This is a genomic window from Anaerovibrio sp. JC8 (assembly GCF_002100115.1).
In the GTDB taxonomy this organism is placed as follows: domain Bacteria; phylum Bacillota; class Negativicutes; order Selenomonadales; family Selenomonadaceae; genus Anaerovibrio.
Window position 1 is genome coordinate 1 of sequence record NZ_ANBM01000019.1, and the last position, 18599, is coordinate 18599.

Sequence of the window (18599 nt, forward strand, 5' to 3'; positions counted from 1 at the left end):
ATATGGGCAGGGTATTTATTTTGAAAAATCAGAACATCCATGTTACGCTCACGCCGCCGGAGAACCCTTGCTTTTTGCCTGCAAATCCACTCACATTCAAATCGATTTTCCATGGGCTTCCATCGTGGGGGAGCATTGTGGCACCGAGTTCTGCCCGGATACTGCCACCCTTTGTCTCCGCAGCACGGATTGGAATATCGTCTGCTGTACCAGTAGCCTTACCATTCAGCTCATGCTCATAGGCCAGGCCGCCGTAGAAATTCCACTTATCGTGCTTTACCTTATAACGTGCACCAACGCACAATATACTACTTGTAACTGCATCCAAATCGTAATGACCGCCAGCCTCGAAGGATACGCCGTTCTTGCGGTTGAAGAAATACTTGCCGTAGACATCAAGGCTATGGCCGTTATTCATTTCAAACTCCCTGCCGACGCCGATATGGAATCCGAAATAAGGGGCGTTGGTATCATAACTGTACGGGTTGCCCATTCCGTCACTCATTACATTACGGGCGTCGTCGTGGATGCTGCCACCTCTCAGGCTGCCTTCCACATAGACGTTGTTCTTCATGGTGTACTTGGCGAGAAGTCCGCCGCCGGTGTAGCGTGTCGAGCCGTCACCCCGCATATTGTTATCCGCGTAGGTGGTATAGTTGCCTGTGCCGTACTCGAAAAAGGCACCGTATTCAAAGGTACCGCTTTTTTTCTTGTTCTGGTGTCCAATTCCGAGGATGGCATTCCATGTGTGAACATTCACATGGCTGCCGGTTTCCTGCTGTATGGCAGCGCCGCCAGCCTTCGCGAAGGAGGAAATACCGTCGGAACCGGTATTGGCCGCCAGGGCTAATCCTTCCGTGGCCGTGCCGATGAAGTCGTTGCCCATTGAAAGGGCCGCCATGCCGACCTCGGCACCCATTACTGCGTTGTGGGTCTGAGCCTGCGCCGTTTGCGTCAGTGCCGTGAAAACCAAATCATCTGCCTTGCCGTCCCCGTCAGCGTCTGTCAGGGATGCTTCTCCCTTGCCTTCCAAACTTGTCCCGACCTTGTATTTCGTGCCCGTAATCGTGCCTGTGTAGGCTTCCCCGGTGGCGAGAAAATCATTTACCAGCGTCATTTTTTTGCCCGCAGCAAGGTTATTGATGTTAGTGAAATTGATATTTGATGTATCCACCGACGCTTCGCTGAAGGATATAGTGGAGAGGGTAGTGGCATGGTTGAGCAGTGCACCGCTGTTTTTCCATTCCACGTCCCCGAAGGACAGCTTTGTGGCCTTGTTCTCCGCCGTGCAGGTCAAAGCTGTATCCGTCAGTGCCAGGCGGCCCTGGAAAGCGGCGTTGATGGTCATGCCCGTGACGGGGGTCACGGTGTATTCCTGCTTTGCCGTGGTGGTGGCAAGGAGAGTGGCATTGATGGTGCCCGTGTTCGTACATTCTAGCAGGTTCATCACGTCACCGTTCGCAATGGCTTCGAGATTCTCAAAGGTCAGAACGGAGGCGTCGATCTTGGCCTTTTTGAGGGCTTCGACTGTGGTTTTATTTTCTTCGAGGCCGGTACCTGTCATCTTCAGCACAGGGGTCCCCCATTTCGCAGTTACGTTCACGGGATTTCCTTGGTCATTTAGAATTTTGCCAATATTTATGGTCTCGAAGTTTTGTACCTTGGTAGCAGAGTTTGCGCCGGAAAGGTAAAGGGTGTTGCCGGTGACAATATCATAGTTTGTATAGGTGGAGTCCCCGACGTTACCGCCATATAGACCGGGGGTTCCGGAAAAATTGCCGGCAATGATCACTGTATTGTCCGTGGCACTGCCGCCACTATTCATGATAACGCCACCGCTTATCTCATTGGCGAAGGACCCGCCGTAAACGACGACCATGTTCTTATTGGCGATCTTTCCCTGTCCGCCGCTGACGGCCGTCTTATCGGCATCGCCCGTGAATTGTCCGCCATAGATGAAGACCTTGTTGCCGTTGGCAGTTGCCGTCGCATGAGCGTACCCGCCGGCGACGTTTCCGCTGATAATACCGCTGTTGACGATGGCGACGTTGTTGCAGGCACTGCCATTGGAGGAATAGCCGCCATAGACGTTTCTTAAGTTTACGTTTCCCCCGATGGTAACCATGTGGGAATTGGCGGAGGTATCATAGCCTGGTTTATTATTATTCGTATTATGCCATCCTATCACATCCTTGATCTTAGGAATATTAGGATCATGCTCAGGATCATCATGATTATAAGTCTCTTTTTTTACATAATAGGAATAATTTCCGTTTGGATTGAGGTCAGGACGGGATATACCCCACCATTCATATTTACAGCCTTCCTCTCCTCTCTGGCCAATATTTGGCTCCGTAGCTCCCGCCGTTGCGGGTATCAGAACGAGGCAGGACAGAAGTGAGATTACCAGATAAGCGTATTTTTTCTTTTTGACAATGCGGGATGCGGACATGGAAAATCGCTTCCTTTCGTATTGTGGTTTTTCACGAAAAAATGCAGCAAAAATATAATCTAGTCTATTTTTAGCTATATTATACGGCTAATAGTTTCCTTTGACTACAGGCAAATAATATTATCCATAGCGTCTTTTCAAGGAAATAAAAATCCGCTGCCCCATAGTTAACATGGGACAACGGATTCTTAAATTGTTTCACGTGAAACATTTTATTTATATGCAAGTAACAATTAAGAAAAGGGCAATTGCTTGAAGCGCTTGGGCGAAGGGCGTTAAGAAACTATTTTTTGCATACTTACACATCAAGAAAACATCCATTGTTTGAGCGAAGCGAGTTTGGATTTTTCTTGATGACTAATTAAAAGCAAAACAATAGCTTTAGCCCTGAGCCCTTGCTGAAAGCAATGCCCCTTTTCTTAGATAATTTTTACTTAGAAATTATATCATTTGCAATGTTTAACGCGATTACTGCATCCTGGGCATAGTAGTCTGCTCCTGCTTCGTCAGCATAATCCTGGGTCAGTGCAGCACCACCCACGATAACCTTTGAAGTATTTCCACTTTCCTTTAACTGGCGAATTACTTCGTCAATTTCTGTCATAGTGGTAGTCATTAATGCGCAAAGGCCAACTATATCAGCGTCATTTTTTATGGCAGTAGCCACAATTTCCTCTGCCGGTACATCCTTGCCTAAATCAATAAGGTTAAAGCCGCTGTTTTCCAGCAATGCGCCGACAATATTTTTTCCAAGGTCATGAACATCACCCTTTACGGTGGCCAGGACTACAGTTCCTTTTCCTTCACCCTCCTGGGCAGGGAATCTTTCCTTCAGGATGTTGAAGGCACTGCGCATTGCCTCCGCCGATAGCAATACCTGTGGCAGGAATACCCGGCCAGCTCCAAAATCCACACCAATTTCATTCATGGCAGCGGTGAGAGCCTTTTCTGTCAGCTCATTTGGGTCAATATTTTCAGCCAAAGCTCTTTCCAGAAGCTCAGGCATGGAGTCTGCATCGCCGGAAATTACTGCCTGCTTTATGGCCTCAACTGGGGTAAGCTCTTCATGCTTGGCAACGGCAGCCTTCTTTGGTACAGCCAGATTTTTTTCATTGGTACTGAAATCACGGCCATTAGGGTCCTTGCCCAGCAAAGCCATGCTGGCCATAAGAGCATTTTGCATCTGCTCGTCATAAGGATTCATGATAGGAGCATCCAGACCGGCCGCCAGGCACATAGAGAAGAAGGTGCTGTTAATCAGCGGTCTGTTTGGCAAGCCAAAGGAAATGTTGCTTAAGCCCATGGTGGCAGGATAGCCGTATTTCTCTCTATACAAGCGGAGAGTGTTGAGTACGTGGTTGCAGGCATCCTGGTCCGCAGCTACAGTCATAACCAGACCGTCCAGCAGGAAGTCGCCGTCCTTCAGGCCGGCTTTCTTTGCTTCATCAATGATGATATTCATTACTTCGATACGCTCTTCAGCTGTTTTTGGAATACCATCATCAGTTAATGGCAGACAGAGAATGGCAGCACCATATTTAATAGCCAGAGGAATAAAGGTCCGCAGCCGTTCCTTTTCTGCACTGACGGAGTTAATTAAAGCACGTCCCGGATATGCCCGAAGACCTGCCTCCAATACCTCGGGGTCACTGGTATCGATTACCAGCGGAGCATCTGTAAGCTGGGAGATTTCTGTAATTGCCTTTTTCATGGCCTGGGCCTGGTCGATACCGCCCACACCCATATTTACATCCAGCAGCTTGGCTCCGGCCTTCACCTGGTCCATGGCTTCCTTCTTTACGGAGAGGAAGGAGCCGTCCTTAATCTCAGCAGCCAGCTTCTTGCGGCCTGTTGGATTAATGCGTTCACCAATGAGTACCGTAGGAAGTTCCTTATCTATAACTACAGTCTTGCTGCGGCTGGCCACCATAAGACGGCGGCGCAGTGGCTTGAATTTTGGTTCTTCAAAGTCCTTAAGGGCATCTTTGATGGCAGCAATGTGAGCCGGGGAAGTACCGCAGCAGCCACCTATATAAGTGGCACCGGCCTGAATTAATTTTGGTGCCCACTTGCCAAAATCCTCCGGTCCCATCGGGAAGGTGGTTTTGCCGTTTACCAGCTGTGGCAAGCCGGCATTTGGCTGGACGCTGATAGGCTTCTCCGTGTTTTCAGATAAAATCTTTACGATAGGAACCAGCTGCTCAGGACCCAGGGAGCAGTTAATACCAATAATATCAGCTCCCATGGCATCAAGGGTGATAGCCGCTGTCTGCGGGTCGGTACCGGTTACGGTGCGTCCATCCTCGCTGTAGGACAGCTGACATATAATAGGCAGGCTGGTTACTTCCTTGGCTGCCAGCAGTGCGGCCCTCATTTCCTGAATATCAATGGAGGTTTCAATGAGGATATAATCGGCACCGCCTTCAGCCAGGGCTGCAGCCTGTACCTTGTAGTTTTCGAAGGCATCCTCAAAATCCAGATCGCCCAATGGCTTGATAAACTTGCCGGTTGGGCCCATGCTGCCGGCGATTTTTACCTTATCTCCGGCGGCTGCTCTGGCAGCCTTAACGGCGGCAATATTTATTTCCCGTGCTCTGTCACTGAGATTATAATGAGCCAGCTTTAAAGGGGAACCACCAAAGGTATTTGTTTCAATAATAGTGGAACCGGCATCTATATACTGCTGGTGTACTGCTGTAATTTCCTCCGGCTTGTCCACATTGAGAAGCTCCGGGCAGTAGCCGGCAGGAAGAAGTCCTTTTTGCTGTAAAATGGTACCCATGGCACCGTCAAATATGTGAATCATTAAATCAGTCCTTACCTTACATTTACGTACATAATGACAGTATATAGGTTTACAACTTTACATGCAAGTGTTTTGCCTAGCTAAGCAGTTGGTTTTATCGCAGGCCTCACAATTATGTTTTTTTGTTTCATCGGGACAAGTTCCTTCTATTAAATATAGACCTATAATTGCCGTAATGGATTTTCGTGGCTCCAGCATCATGGACTCTGTAAGGTGGACGTTGATTACATCTGCTTTGGCGGTACGCATCATTTCCGGCTGCTGCTCTATGGGCCAGTCACCATAGCCGGGGCTGAACCGCCATTTCATTTTATAGCCCTGTCGGGACACCTTTTCAAAAATGGCCTTTTCCATCAGATCAGCATTTTGTTCCACTGCCGCTGTGGCTGCTGCATCCAGAATCAGGGAAAGTGCATATTTTCCTTCCTTAAATAAGGAAGTGATTTTATCCTCTATTTCCTGACCCACAGTGGCTGAAAGCATGACAACCTTGCTGCAGCCCATAAGATGTTTTTTGATGGATTCCCCTTCCAGAATAAATGGGGGAGTGGAGGCCACGGTCTGAGTACGGGCATCATAATCATAAAGCTCCCAATTTCCGGTAGGGTGGATAATGAGTCGTGCCAGGTCACAGGCTTCATCTATTAGTTTTTCATCAAATTCTGATTTTCTGAGACCGGCATATCGTTTTGTTTCTTCTTTATCTATTTCAAAAAATGGAGCATTAAAAATGGCCATTTTTATCACCTCGTATTCAAGAATGTTCCACGTGAAACATTTTACTAAAGTTATTCATCGAGTCATGACCTGCGGAAAACTGTTCAGCTTCATCCCGTCGCATAATCGCCATGCAATAAATCAAAACACTTTTTTCATGGCGGCAAAGCCGTTCTCACATACAGTCATTAAATAATATATTGCCCATGGCTCGCTTGCGCAGATGCTCTGGTCTTGCAGGTGAATAGTTTCCCTCCGGCCCATAAGGCTGGTACTATTTTTAGAAATATAGTTGAATAGACAGGTGGAGGTTTACAAGCGGACCTTTTTTACCTTGGTACTTAGTGAACACGAGTTATTAACGAAGTGTGAGCTTAGTACCACTAGGTAAAATACAGAGCGCGAGCGTTCCGCGTTAAACCTGCACCTGGATAGAGCATGCTGAGTTCTTACAAGAATGATTATAAGTGGAAGAAAAATGAAAAACAATTATTTTTCATATCGAAAAAAATGCCCATTAATGGTACAATATAAAAGTACGAAATTTTAAATTATGTATAGTAAGGTCGGTGACTAAATGGGCAAGGTAATTGCTGTTGCAAATCAGAAAGGCGGCGTGGGCAAGACCACTACCTCCGTCAGCTTGAGTTCTGCCCTGGCAGAAAAAGGAAAGAAAGTATTGCTGGTGGACTGCGATCCTCAGGGAAATGCCACCAGTGGCTTTGGCATCAATAAGCAGGAGCTGGAGCTCAGTATTTATGACATCATCATTGATGAATGGCAGATGTCTGAAATTATATTACCGACTGATTATAAGATAGACATTGCTCCATCTCAGATAGGTCTGGCCGGAGCCGAGATAGAATTGGCTTCCCTTGAAAACAGGGAGTACAGACTGCAGAAGGCCATTAACACGGTAAAGGACAATTATGATTACATTATCATTGACTGTCCTCCTTCCCTGGGCTTTCTGACCCTCAATTCCCTGGCAGCAGCGGATTCTGTCCTGATTCCTTTGCAGTGCGAGTTCTACGCATTGGAGGGATTATCCCAGCTGCTCAATACCATTGAGATGATAAAATCCAAGATTAATGTGAACCTTTATATTGAGGGTGTTGTACTGACCATGTATGATTCCCGTACCAATCTCTCCCAGCAGGTGGAGGCCGAGGTTCGCAATCATATTGGAGACAAGGTATATAATACTACTATTCCACGAAACGTAAGGCTTAGTGAGGCACCTTCCTATGGCTGCCCAATTTTTGCCTATGACCCTGGTTCAAAAGGGGCTCAGGCATATATGGACCTTGCACAGGAGGTTATTGATCATGGTTAAGAAAAAAGGTGGCCTGGGCCGCGGCCTTGGTGCTTTAGGTCTTGGCGGTGCCCCAGTAGGTCAGTCTGCCAAGCAGGATACAGAAAAGAAGGTACAGCCAAAGGCTGCAAAGCATATTGACAATACAGACAGTGTACATAATAATGTGGCAGCACCTCAGGAAATTGCTGTCAGCCAGATTAAGGTAAATCCGAATCAGCCCCGTACAGAGTTTGATGAGGAAGCCTTAAATGCCTTGCAGGAGTCCATTAAGGAATACGGTGTTATTCAGCCGGTTATTGTGAGAAAGACTGCCAAGGGCTATGAGCTGATTGCCGGTGAGCGTCGTCTGCGGGCTTCCAAGCTGGCCGGGAAGAAAACCATTCCTGCCATTATCAAGGAATACAACGATGCCCAGATGACAGAGATTGCCCTTATTGAGAATATTCAGAGGGAAAACCTGAATCCGGTGGAAGAAGCTCATGCATATCAGCACCTTTTGTCTGATTATGGGCTGACTCAGGATATGCTGTCCAAGAAGGTGGGACGCAGCCGTTCCCATATTGCCAATTTCCTTCGTCTCTTAAAGCTGTCTGCCAAGATTCAGACCATGCTGGTGGAAAACAGGATTTCCATGGGACAGGCCAAGCCATTGCTGGCCATTGAGGATATGGATTTGCAAGAAAAGGCCGCAGCCTTTATAATAGACAATGATTTGTCTGTCCGTAAGGTAGAGGCGCTGGTAAAGCAGATTTTGAAGCATCCTGATTACTTTGAGGAAAAGCCAATGGATACTAAGGGCGTGGATACAGATCCGGCCCAGCTGTTTATTCTTGATGCCGAGGATAAGCTAAAAATGATTCTTGGTACATCAGTTCGCATCAAGGGCACCGGCAAAAAGAAAAAGCTGGAAATTGATTTCAGCTCCCAGGATGATTTGGAGAGAATCATTGAATTGCTGACCCAGAGGGTGCAGACAGATAACAATGCAGACAAGCTGAAAAAGCTCAGAGAATTTTCCACCACCGGAAAATTCAATGTGTAATATAATAATGAGGAGATCTAGTTTAAATGGAAAATACCGAAATAATGAAATTTGTCGTCAATAATCTCAGCTACATGGTGGCTGCCCTGGGCGTGTTGATGATAATCATGTATCTCATGATGATAAATGTTATCTACAATCTGAACTACATGAAGAAGCGCTACAAGAAGATGATGACGGGTGTGGATGGTGTCAATCTGGAGCGGCTGATTATCGGCTGTGTGGATGATGCCAAGGCTGTTTCCGAGGAAAATCAGGAAATCAAGCGCAATATTGAGGATATAAAGGCATTGCTGCAGCAGGCCATTACCAAGGTGGCGGTGGTTCGCTTCCGTGCCTTTGAGGACATGGGCAGTGACCTTAGCTATGCAGTAGCCATGCTTGATTCCGACAATAACGGTGTTGTGCTGTCCAGCATTTTTGCCCGGGAGGATTCCCGCAGCTATGTTAAGCCTATTACTGCAGGAAAATCCACTTACCCGATGACCAGCGAGGAAGAGGATGCTCTCCGTCAGGCCATGGCCCAGAACTAAAAAAGTTAATACAAATTACGTGTTGAAAAAAAGTAGATTCTATGGTATTATGTTTCAGCTATAGGGTCTATTTTTTTAGAGCTTTTTTAGTTTGGAGGATTATTTTGGAAAAAAGAGAAAAAAGTGTCGATAATCGTGAGTACACCATCAAGATTATTCCGCATCAGGGCTCTGACGTACGAAGTATTCACCTTCCAATACAATGGATAAAGTATGCATTAGGCTCCGTTCTGGCAGTTGTTTTGCTGCTGGCCGGTGCTTTTAGTTACTCCGTGTATAGCAGTTATTCCCTGAGAAATGAAGCATCCCAGATTGAGAAACTCAAAGAGGCTAATTCACTCCAGCAGGAACAGCTCCTGGAATTATCCAAGAAGGCCAACAACCTTCAGGATGCAGTGGATCAGCTTGGACAGATTGAAAAGGAGCTGCGCCAGCTTACTGGCATAGCAGGTGATGATTCTGGAGATGCCAACAGCAACAAAAGTAATGGCACTCACAATGGTCAGGGTGGACCATTGAAGCAGAAGCTGGACATTAAGGACGTAAGCAGCGCCCTTGATGACGTAGAGAAGCGTGTAGAAAAGCGTAAGGCAAGTCTGGAAAGACTGCGGGATATTTTGAACGAGCAGCACAGACAGATTCAGGAGCAGGAAAGCATTAATGCCTCTACTCCTTCCATTTGGCCATCCACCGGTGATATCAGCTCTCCATATGGTCTCAGATGGGGTGGCAGTGATTTCCATCCTGGTATTGATATCGCTGATGATTATGGTACCCCAATCGTAGCTACCGCTGATGGTATTGTTACTGTTGCAGGCTGGAATTCCGGCGGCTACGGCAATATGGTAGATATTGACCATGGTAACGGCTATATGACCAGATATGGTCACGCTCAGCAGGTTGTGGTAAGTGCCGGTGAGCATGTAAAGCGTGGACAGGTTATTGCCTACATGGGCAGCACTGGTTTCAGTACCGGTCCTCACGTTCATTACGAGGTCAGAGTAAATGGCCAGCTGGTAAACCCTTCCGGTTATATTAGATGATGATGTTGGAATAAGGAGAAAAACTATGTTTGGTAGTGTAAAGAAGAAGATAGATGATGCTGCAAATGATATTGAGACCATTATTGGCCGCAACACCGTAATCAAGGGTGAAATCAACGGCAGCAGCAATCTTCGCATTGATGGCACTGTTGAAGGAACTGTTACTGTTTCCGGCAGCATTATTATTGGTGAAGATGGCCGCGTAAAGGGCGATATTGCTGCAAACGAGCTGGTGGTATCCGGTCAGGTTGAGGGCAATGCTACCATTGATAATGGCTTGTCCATTTATTCCACTGGTCAGCTGGTTGGCGATATTAAGGCCGGTTCCCTCAAGATTGAAGAGGGCGGTACCTTCAGAGGCCGCAGTGAGATGAATCCACAGAGCAGCTTCTCTTCATCTTACGACGACTGATAATCAAATACTGATAGTAGGGCGGACTGTTTAACAGTCCTGCCACGGTAAGGACATCCATAATCCCGTGATTATGGGTGTCTTTTTTTTTAGGAGGTTATATGGGAAAGGATTTGTTTGAGAAGGAAAAGATAAGCACAGCGTATCTGAAGCTGGCCATACCGGTTGTGCTGAGTATGGTGATACAGCTTGTATATAATATGGTGGATACCTATTTCATCGCCCTGACAGGCAATACAGAACTGATAGCCGGGGTATCTATATGTACCCCCTTGTTTCTTCTGTTTCTGGCTTTTGGTGATATGTTTGCCCTGGGTGGCAGCTCGGTTATCTCCCGTCTGTTGGGAGCTGGCAGGGAAGAAGATGTCAGGCGGCTCAGTGCTTTTTGTATGTATGGTTCTGTGGCCTTTGGCATAATAACCACTATTATTATGATGTGGGGTGAGGTGCCTGTACTTGAATTTTTGGGGGCTGATGACAGCACTATGTACTACGCCATGCAGTATTATGAATATATTGTGCTGGGAAGCACCTTCATTATTTTTATCCTGTCACCCATAAATTTGCTGCGGACAGTGGGCCAGCCCAATGCTTCCATGGCAGTGACTGTTTTGGGAGCCGTGGTGAATATGGTATTGGACCCGGTGTTTATTTTTGCCCTGGGCATGGGTGCTGCCGGTGCGGCTATTGCCACCATTATCGGCTATGGCTGTGCAATCCTGTATTCCCTGTTTTACATAAATAAAAATTGTAAGGCCCTGTCCATTGATCCTCATGATTTAGGAATTTGTGCCAAGGAGCTGCAAATGATTTTTGCGGTGGGGCTGCCGGCATCTGTTACCAATTTTATGCAGACCATCGGTATGACCTTGACCAACCGCAGTTTGGTGGAATATGGCAGTGATTCCATTGCGGTTATGGGTATTGTGCTGAAAATCGTAAATATTGTTATGCTCATACTGGTGGGCCTGGCCTTTGGTGGACAGCCACTGACAGGATATTCATATGGGGCAGGCAACCGTCAGCGTCTGCGTCAGGTGTTGTCCTATGCCTATAAAATAGTAGGGGGCGTTGCTGCAGTAATGGCCGCCGGAGTAGCTGTATTTGCTCATCCATTAATAAACCTGTTCCTGCAGGATGAAAGCCTTATAGCTCAAGGTATAGAAATGCTGTACTGGCAATTGCCCGGCATGATTCTTATGGGATGGGGCTTGGTAACTATCTGCACATTCCAGTCCATGGGCAAGGGCATGCCAGCCCTTATCCTGTCCATGTGCCGACAGGGCGTTGTATATGGCATAGTTATAACGGCCTTATCAATGTACTTTGGCTATACAGGTGTAATTGCATCTCAGCTGGTGGCAGACATCCTATCCATTGTCATCGCCGGGATACTTTTCTGGCAGGTAATCCAGCCGGAGCTATAAATAACTTTCTTTGAGTCGTGGGTGGCATATAGTATAATAATAAAGGATATATTTTATCAAAGAACATGGACGGTTAGTGCTTTTTGATACTGGAGGATATATGGCTTTAGATAATAAATTGGGTATAACAGATACCATAGATCTGGCCCATAAGGAAGAATTTTTGACCAAAAAGCGGGCTTTGGAGCTTTATGATAATAATATACTGGAAACTTTTCCGGTGGGAACCTTTGAAGGACTAAAAGCTATTCATCAATATCTGTTTCAGGACGTGTATGAATTTGCCGGAAAGCTGCGTGATGTTAATATTGCCAAGGGGAGCTTCCGTTTTGCTCCAGTATTGTATTTGGAGGATGCCCTGAAGAATATTGATAAAATGCCTCAAAGTAATTTCGGGGAAATTGTGGAAAAATATGTGGAGATGAATGTGGCCCATCCCTTTAGGGAAGGTAATGGACGAAGCACCAGAATTTGGCTGGATGCTATTCTAAAAAAAGAGTTGGGCCAGGTTGTTGATTGGAGCCAGATAGACAAAGAGGATTATCTTTTGGCCATGGAGCGAAGCCCTGTTAGAAATAAGGAAATAATGTCATTGCTCAGAGATGCTCTTACAGATAAAATTAATGATCGTCAGGTATATATGAAGGGCCTGGATGCTTCCTATATTTATGAGGGCTACAGTACCTACAAAACAGAGGAAATTTAAAAAATAAAGTTGTATAATATCCTCAGAAAGAGGGTGTTTATATTATGGATTTTACTGTTGAGGAAATTAAGTGTGGGCTGAAGAATACCGTTACTGATAAGGTGACGGAGAATAATACCGCCAGAACCATGGGGAGTGGAAGCCTGGAGGTATATGCTACGCCGGCCATGACCTGCCTTATGGAAAAGGCGGCCACGGAAGCCCTGGAGCCTTTGTTGGCTGAGGGGTGGACTACAGTGGGTATTTCACTGAATGTGCAGCACAAGGCAGCAACCCCGTTGGGACTGGGTGTAAGGGCGGAAGCCGAGGTAACGGCTGTGGATGGCCGGAAGATTACCTTTAACGTTCGGGCATTTGATGATAAAGAGGAAATCGGCTGCGGCACCCATGAACGCTTTGCGGTTATGAAGGAAAAGTTTATGGGGAAGGCAGCAGCTAAAATTTAAAAGTTCTAACATAATATGTTATTTGGCGGCAGACGCAAATAGAGGAAATATTCAGACTTTATTTTGCGTCTGCTTTTTGTATACCGAAAAACAATACAAAACATACAAAAATAGTTATAGTGTGCAATTTCCGTCAATTTAGGAAAGACAAGGGTTTACTGGGATTGTATACAATATTATTTTCATAAAAGTGTATATAATACTGATAAAATAGTATAAATATACAAAAATATATGATGGTACAATTCAAAAACTACATACTTGTAGGGCTTAAATATATCTTATTATGCATAATTATATTGACACCTAGAATAAAGATACATATAATTAAACTTGTTACTCAAAAAAGATATATTACACAAATACAAATGTCTCTCGAATAGAGATTCTCGGTATAACCATATCTTTGGCTTTGAGTAAAAAATGGATTTTGTCCAATGCTAACGGGTACTAAGACTCCTTCTTTTTAGATGGGAGTTAAGTACCCGTAAAGCCTGGGTAAAATTCAACTATATCCAGATGGAGTTTAAAACACCATCTGATAAGTTGTCATTTTATGTATTGGAGGAGTGTTACGATGTGTAGAATTGGTTCAATTAAAAGCAAGGTGCCTGTTCATCCATCAAAAGCCTTACATTTGATGCTTCCTCAGCAGGAGGGACATGATAATTCCGGCTTCGCCATGGTAATGCAGGATTTATATGGTACTTTTTCCAACTATAAAGATAAACCACTCCTCTCCATGGCCTGCACCCAGAAGGGCAACCAGATGGTAGAGGAATACATGGATGCCCACAACTTTGTACAGCTGGCTGAATGGATACCTATTCCGGACAAGCAGCCAAATCTGGACATTCAGGCTATGCCATACTATGTGTTTAGAAATTACGATTTTCCGGAGCATTACAACGAGCTGTCGGAAACTGAAAAGCAGAACCTGTTACTGGATACCCGTCTGGCATTGCGGAAAATGCTGGAGGAGTCCGGTCAGGGCTATGTTTATTCCTTCTGGCCGGATGTACTTACTCTTAAGGAAATCGGCGATCCAAGGGATATTGCCACCTACTTCCATCTGTGGGACGACCACGGCGGGCTCATGGCCAAGAATATTGTGGTACAGTGCCGCCAGAATACCAACTATGATATTGTCCGCTATGCGGCCCACCCATTCTTCCTGCAGGGCTATACCCTGTGCGCCAACGGCGAAAATACCTTCTATACTAAAAATAAGGAGTTCCAGAAGTCACTGCATCGTGGCTACATCGGTTTTGAGTCCGATTCCCAGTGCTTCCTGTACACCCTTCATTATGTGCTTCACGAGCTGAAATGGCCTATTAACTACTACAAGCACGTCATTACCCCGCTGCCTTTTGAGGAAATTGAGGAGCGGGAGGACAAGGACGTGCTTAAGGCCATTCGTCAGTCCCTGGCCCATCTGGAAATCAATGGTCCAAACACCATTATTGCAACCCTGCCGGATAACCGCATGATTACCTGCTGTGATTCCAAGAAGCTGCGTCCGGTGGTTCTGGGACAGGATGAAAACATGATAGCCATTTCCTCCGAGGTCTGCGGTCTGAATGAAATCATGCCAAACCGTGACAAGGAAAAGGATATCTATCCTAATGAGCGTGAAGTAATCGTTATCGACAATGAACTGGAGGTACAGAGATGGAAGCAGTAAAGACACAGGATGTGTCAGTAAATGACCTTTCTTGGAAAATAGAATACGATGCTGACCGCTGTACCATGTGCGGCAGCTGTGTGGCCACCTGTTCCTTCAAGGCCATTGAGGTGAAGACCCAGGCCCAGTCCATTGTGGTTTCTACGGACAGCCAGCCAAATCCGGAGCATCGTCATGTTGCCCGTCCGATTATTAAGCAGAAGGCCAGCCTTACGGATTATTGCCGGGGCTGTGGCATGTGTGAAAAGGTATGTCCAAACAACGCCATTCGTCCGGTCCGCAATCAGGATACCAGACAGACCCTGCTTTCCAAGGATTCCGGTCCTGTTAAGCGGGGTGGCCGTACCAACCTTAATGCCCAGCGTACTCTGGACAGCATTGTAGTTGGCCGTATTTCCCAGATGACTGACCCGTCTTTGGATTCGGCCCGACATACCTTTGATATCCGTTCTCCACTGGGGCGGGTGCTTTCTCCAAAGGAGCTGCCATTTAGACTGGAAAACGGCAAGATGGTTATGGATCACAAGACTCCACCAGTAAATTGGATTTATCCGTTGATTTTCTCCGATATGTCCATCGGTGCCCTGTCCACCAGAGCCTGGGAGGCAGTGGCCCTGGCCTGTGCTTATCTTAATGAAAAGTGCGGCCTGCCGGTCCGCATGAGCTCCGGTGAGGGCGGTATGCCTGTAAAGCTGATGGAGTCGGATTATCTGAAATATTTTATTTTACAGATTGCTTCCGGACATTTCGGCTGGAACCGTATTATTAAGGCCATTCCAAATATGGTAACTGACCCTGCCGGAGTGCTTATAAAAATCGGCCAGGGTGCAAAGCCTGGCGACGGTGGTCTGTTGCCGGCAGCCAAGGTGGCTGAGCACGTACAGGCCATCCGTGGTGTACCAAAGGCAACCCTGTCTTCCCCACCAAATCATCAGGGCTTATATTCAATAGAAGAATCTGTGCAGAAAATGCATCTGTCCCTTAATGCGGCCTTTGGCTTCAGAGTGCCGGTTGCCATTAAGTGTGCGGCTTCTGCCACTTCGGTATCCGTATATAACAATTTGCTCCGTGACCCATACAAGATTTGCGGCGGCTTCTTCCTGGATGGCATTCAGGGCGGCACCGGCGCGGCCAATGAGGTATCATTGGATCACACTGGTCACCCTGTGGTATCCAAGATTCGTGACTGCTACAATGCTGCGGTTAAGCAGGGCCTTCAGGGGCAGATTCCGCTGTATGGTGGCGGCGGTATCGGTCTTACGGGTAATGCGGCTGCAGATGCCTTTAAGATGATTTGTCTTGGTGCCAATGGAGTATTTGTGGGCAAGGTGCTCATTCAGCTTTTGGGCTGTGTAGGCAATGAGCATGGCCGTTGCAATTCCTGTAATACGGGCAAGTGCCCAATGGGTATCTGTACTCAGGACCCTCGCTTGGTAAAGCGTCTGGATGTGGATAAGGGAGCCCAGAAGATCGTGGATTATGTTCTGGCCTTTGATGCCGAGCTGAAGAAGCTCATGGCACCTATTGGCAACAGCTCCCTGCCAGTTGGCCGCAGTGATGCCCTTGTTTCTACTGACAAGGCTATTGCTGACAAGCTGGGAATTCAGTATGTATGCTAAGAAGGGGGCAGTGAGATATGTTTAAGATCGATACTATGAATGGGCATGAGCGCATGTCCACCCAGGACCTGCTCCTTAAGATAGAGGCAGCCGTAAAGTCCGGGGAAACTGAATTTGAAATTGCGGCCTCCGGTCAGCATGATATAGGCGGCCCGTTATGGAACAATGAAGGCAGGAAGCTGGTATTCCACGTAACCAATGCCGGCCAGCGTGTGGGTTCCATGTGCCTTCCCAATACAGAGATTATTGTGGAGGACTCCACCTCCGCTGATGTGGGCTGGCTTAATGCCGGCGGTGTGATTACCGTCAAGGGGGATGCCGGTGATACGGCTGGCCACTGCTCCGCCGGTGGCAAGATTTTCATCGGCGGCCGGGCCGGTACCCGCAGTGGTTCACTTATGAAGCATGACCCTCTGTATGAGGCACCGGAGCTTTGGATTTTGAAAAATACCGGCTCCTTCTCCTTCGAGTTCATGGGCGGCGGCCGGGCTGTGGTCTGCGGCTATGACTCCGAGGAGTTTGAGTCTGTTTTGGGCGAGCGTGCCTGTGTGGGCATGGTAGGCGGCGTAGTCTACGTTCGTGGCCCGGTTTCCAGCTATCCAAAGGACATCAAATGTCTGGAGCTGGAGCAGGAGGACATTGATTTTCTTGCCAACGGCATGGATGAATTTCTGGGCAAAATTGAGCGCCGGGAATTAAAGTCTGAGCTGACTGACTGGAATCAGTGGAAGAAGCTGCGCCCATTAACCTTTGAGGAAAAGAGCAGTACCCCATCAAAGAAAATGTCCATGAAGGAGTTCCGTACTCAGGAATGGGTCAAGGGGGGCATTTTCTCCGATGTAGCCATGGATGATTTTGCGGTGCATAACACCATTTCCAATGGTCTGTACCGTCTGCGGGTGCCTAGCTGGGATAATGCCAAGTATGCGGCTCCATGTGAGTTCAGCTGTCCAACGGGTATTCCTACCCAGCTCCGATATAATCTGATCCGCCAGGGCCGTCTGCAGGAGGCCATTGAGCTGGAGCTGCAGTATACTCCGTTCCCGGGTTCTGTATGCGGCAGTGTATGTCCTAATCCTTGTATGGAGGGATGTACCCGTGGCGGAATTGATGAGTCGATTCAGATTGGTCCATTGGGTTATCTGTCTGCCTTTACTCCAGTGAAGAAGCCGGCAGTGTCCACCGGAAAAAAGGTGGGTATCATCGGCGGCGGTGTAGCCGGTCTATCGGCGGCATGGCAGCTGGCCCGCAAGGGACATGAGGTATTTGTCTTTGACGATGCGGAAAAGATTGGCGGTAAGCTGGAGCAGGTTATTCCACGGGGCAGACTGTCCCATGAGCTGCTGGAGGCAGAGCTGAAGCGCATTGAGAGCCTGGGAGTAAAGTTCATTCCGAATTGTCGGGTGGACAAGGACAGCTTCCAGCATTTCCATGATACCTACGATGCCATTATCGTGGCTTCCGGTGGTCATGAGTCCCGCTATTTCGACTGGGAAGGCAAGGAGCTGCTGACCATGGGCCTGGATTTCCTTAAGAAAGTTAATCGGGGTGAAAATCCTAAGGTTGGCAAGCGGGTTGTGGTCATCGGCTGCGGTAACTCCGGTATGGACACCTGTCGGGCGGCCTTTGATATGGGGGCTGAGTCCGTGGTGGCTGTGGATGTGCAGAAGCCGGCGGCATTTGCTGATGAAATCGAGTACGTGGAAGGACGGGGCGGTAAGCTGGTATGGCCGTTCTTCACGGAAAAGATTACCAAGGAAGGGGTATATGCCAATGATGGGCGGTTTATCCCTGCCGATGAGGTCATTGTATCCATTGGTGAAGCACCAATTCTGGATTTCCTGCCGGAGGATGAGTCCATTAAGAAGTTCCGGGGGAGCTGGCTGGTGCCAAACAAGGATAAATCCATTATGCCGGGAGTCTTTGCGGCGGGTGATGTAATCAAGCCTGGCCGTCTGACCGATGCCATTGGCGACGGTATCAAGGCTGCTTATTTTGCTGAGCAGTACATGATGGGCCTCGATTATGCTCCATTCCCGGAGAAGGAAAAAATTCCGGCAGAGCGTCTGTCCAAGGCTTATTTTGAAAAGTGTCATCACTGTCAGCTGGGAGATCCGGCGGATGACCATGTTCGCTGTGTAAGCTGCGGCACCTGCCGTGACTGCAAGATGTGTCTGGAATCCTGTCCGGAAAAGGCCATCAGCCGTATTGAAAATGAGGACGGCTCCTGGACCTATGTATCGGACCCTAACAAATGCATTGGCTGTGGTGTCTGTGCCGGTGTATGCCCATGCGGTGTCTGGAGCATCAGCGACAATCCTGAGCCAATAAAGATGTATCGTACCTACAATAAATAAAATAACAATTCCCAACAAAAAATGACCTACAGAAATC

The 18599-nt window shown here is 47.4% G+C and carries 14 protein-coding genes; 11 read left to right on the forward strand and 3 right to left on the reverse strand.

The window, feature by feature from the left end; genetic code table 11:
• Nucleotides 1-28: 28 nt before the first annotated feature.
• From D081_RS12190 to D081_RS12200, 3 genes are all read right to left on the reverse strand, one after another.
• Entirely contained in the window at nucleotides 29-2452 is a 2424-nt protein-coding gene (locus D081_RS12190) for an autotransporter outer membrane beta-barrel domain-containing protein (RefSeq protein WP_085024439.1), read from the reverse strand.
• Between the two features lie 430 nt (nucleotides 2453-2882).
• Nucleotides 2883-5258, reverse strand: coding sequence for a homocysteine S-methyltransferase family protein (locus D081_RS12195; RefSeq protein ID WP_085024440.1), 2376 nt, complete (start codon nucleotides 5256-5258; stop codon nucleotides 2883-2885).
• A 57-nt stretch (nucleotides 5259-5315) separates the two neighbouring features.
• On the reverse strand, nucleotides 5316-5996 hold the full coding sequence (locus D081_RS12200; protein WP_085024441.1) for a methionine synthase: 681 nt from the start codon (nucleotides 5994-5996) through the stop codon (nucleotides 5316-5318).
• 556 nt (nucleotides 5997-6552) lie between these two features.
• Between D081_RS12200 and D081_RS12205 the strand changes: the two genes are divergently transcribed.
• The 11 genes from D081_RS12205 to D081_RS12255 all read left to right on the forward strand — a co-directional run bounded on the left by D081_RS12205 (nucleotide 6553) and on the right by D081_RS12255 (nucleotide 18562).
• Complete coding sequence (locus tag D081_RS12205; RefSeq protein ID WP_085024442.1) at nucleotides 6553-7311, forward strand: ParA family protein; 759 nt, start codon at nucleotides 6553-6555, stop codon at nucleotides 7309-7311.
• Nucleotides 7304-8335 (forward strand): ParB/RepB/Spo0J family partition protein, encoded by a 1032-nt coding sequence (locus D081_RS12210; protein ID WP_085024443.1) that lies wholly within the window; start codon nucleotides 7304-7306, stop codon nucleotides 8333-8335. Before D081_RS12205 ends, D081_RS12210 begins: the two co-directional genes overlap by 8 nt.
• 26 nt (nucleotides 8336-8361) lie before the next feature.
• Nucleotides 8362-8868 (forward strand): DUF4446 family protein, encoded by a 507-nt coding sequence (locus D081_RS12215; RefSeq protein WP_085024444.1) that lies wholly within the window; start codon nucleotides 8362-8364, stop codon nucleotides 8866-8868.
• A 104-nt stretch (nucleotides 8869-8972) separates the two neighbouring features.
• Nucleotides 8973-9911 carry a M23 family metallopeptidase gene (locus D081_RS12220; protein ID WP_233127496.1) on the forward strand — a complete coding sequence of 313 codons (939 nt, stop codon included), beginning with the start codon at nucleotides 8973-8975 and terminating at the stop codon, nucleotides 9909-9911.
• Between the two features lie 25 nt (nucleotides 9912-9936).
• On the forward strand, nucleotides 9937-10323 hold the full coding sequence (locus D081_RS12225) for a polymer-forming cytoskeletal protein (protein ID WP_085024446.1): 387 nt from the start codon (nucleotides 9937-9939) through the stop codon (nucleotides 10321-10323).
• Nucleotides 10324-10424: 101 nt separating this feature from the next.
• Nucleotides 10425-11750, forward strand: a complete 1326-nt coding sequence (locus tag D081_RS12230; RefSeq protein ID WP_085024447.1) for an MATE family efflux transporter — start codon at nucleotides 10425-10427, stop codon at nucleotides 11748-11750.
• Nucleotides 11751-11850: 100 nt separating this feature from the next.
• Nucleotides 11851-12456, forward strand: coding sequence for a protein adenylyltransferase Fic (gene fic, locus D081_RS12235; RefSeq protein WP_085024448.1), 606 nt, complete (start codon nucleotides 11851-11853; stop codon nucleotides 12454-12456).
• A gap of 44 nt (nucleotides 12457-12500) precedes the next feature.
• Nucleotides 12501-12902, forward strand: a complete 402-nt coding sequence (locus D081_RS12240; protein WP_085024449.1) for a thioesterase family protein — start codon at nucleotides 12501-12503, stop codon at nucleotides 12900-12902.
• 577 nt (nucleotides 12903-13479) lie between these two features.
• Nucleotides 13480-14586, forward strand: a complete 1107-nt coding sequence (locus D081_RS12245) for a glutamate synthase (RefSeq protein WP_085024450.1) — start codon at nucleotides 13480-13482, stop codon at nucleotides 14584-14586.
• On the forward strand, nucleotides 14574-16205 hold the full coding sequence (locus tag D081_RS12250; protein ID WP_085024451.1) for a glutamate synthase-related protein: 1632 nt from the start codon (nucleotides 14574-14576) through the stop codon (nucleotides 16203-16205). Before D081_RS12245 ends, D081_RS12250 begins: the two co-directional genes overlap by 13 nt.
• Before the next feature lie 17 nt (nucleotides 16206-16222).
• Nucleotides 16223-18562 carry an FAD-dependent oxidoreductase gene (locus D081_RS12255; RefSeq protein ID WP_085024452.1) on the forward strand — a complete coding sequence of 780 codons (2340 nt, stop codon included), beginning with the start codon at nucleotides 16223-16225 and terminating at the stop codon, nucleotides 18560-18562.
• Nucleotides 18563-18599 lie beyond the last annotated feature (37 nt).

Bases quoted from the DNA above. Each gene is read 5' to 3' on its own strand.
- D081_RS12190 (WP_085024439.1), bottom strand. From the start codon at position 2,452: ATGTCCGCATCCCGCATTGTCAAAAAGAAAAAATACGCTTATCTGGTA.
- D081_RS12195 (WP_085024440.1), bottom strand. From the start codon at position 5,258: ATGATTCACATATTTGACGGTGCCATGGGTACCATTTTACAGCAAAAA.
- D081_RS12200 (WP_085024441.1), bottom strand. From the start codon at position 5,996: ATGGCCATTTTTAATGCTCCATTTTTTGAAATAGATAAAGAAGAAACA.
- D081_RS12205 (WP_085024442.1), top strand. From the start codon at position 6,553: ATGGGCAAGGTAATTGCTGTTGCAAATCAGAAAGGCGGCGTGGGCAAG.
- D081_RS12210 (WP_085024443.1), top strand. From the start codon at position 7,304: ATGGTTAAGAAAAAAGGTGGCCTGGGCCGCGGCCTTGGTGCTTTAGGT.
- D081_RS12215 (WP_085024444.1), top strand. From the start codon at position 8,362: ATGGAAAATACCGAAATAATGAAATTTGTCGTCAATAATCTCAGCTAC.
- D081_RS12225 (WP_085024446.1), top strand. From the start codon at position 9,937: ATGTTTGGTAGTGTAAAGAAGAAGATAGATGATGCTGCAAATGATATT.
- D081_RS12230 (WP_085024447.1), top strand. From the start codon at position 10,425: ATGGGAAAGGATTTGTTTGAGAAGGAAAAGATAAGCACAGCGTATCTG.
- fic (WP_085024448.1), top strand. From the start codon at position 11,851: ATGGCTTTAGATAATAAATTGGGTATAACAGATACCATAGATCTGGCC.
- D081_RS12240 (WP_085024449.1), top strand. From the start codon at position 12,501: ATGGATTTTACTGTTGAGGAAATTAAGTGTGGGCTGAAGAATACCGTT.
- D081_RS12245 (WP_085024450.1), top strand. From the start codon at position 13,480: ATGTGTAGAATTGGTTCAATTAAAAGCAAGGTGCCTGTTCATCCATCA.
- D081_RS12250 (WP_085024451.1), top strand. From the start codon at position 14,574: ATGGAAGCAGTAAAGACACAGGATGTGTCAGTAAATGACCTTTCTTGG.
- D081_RS12255 (WP_085024452.1), top strand. From the start codon at position 16,223: ATGTTTAAGATCGATACTATGAATGGGCATGAGCGCATGTCCACCCAG.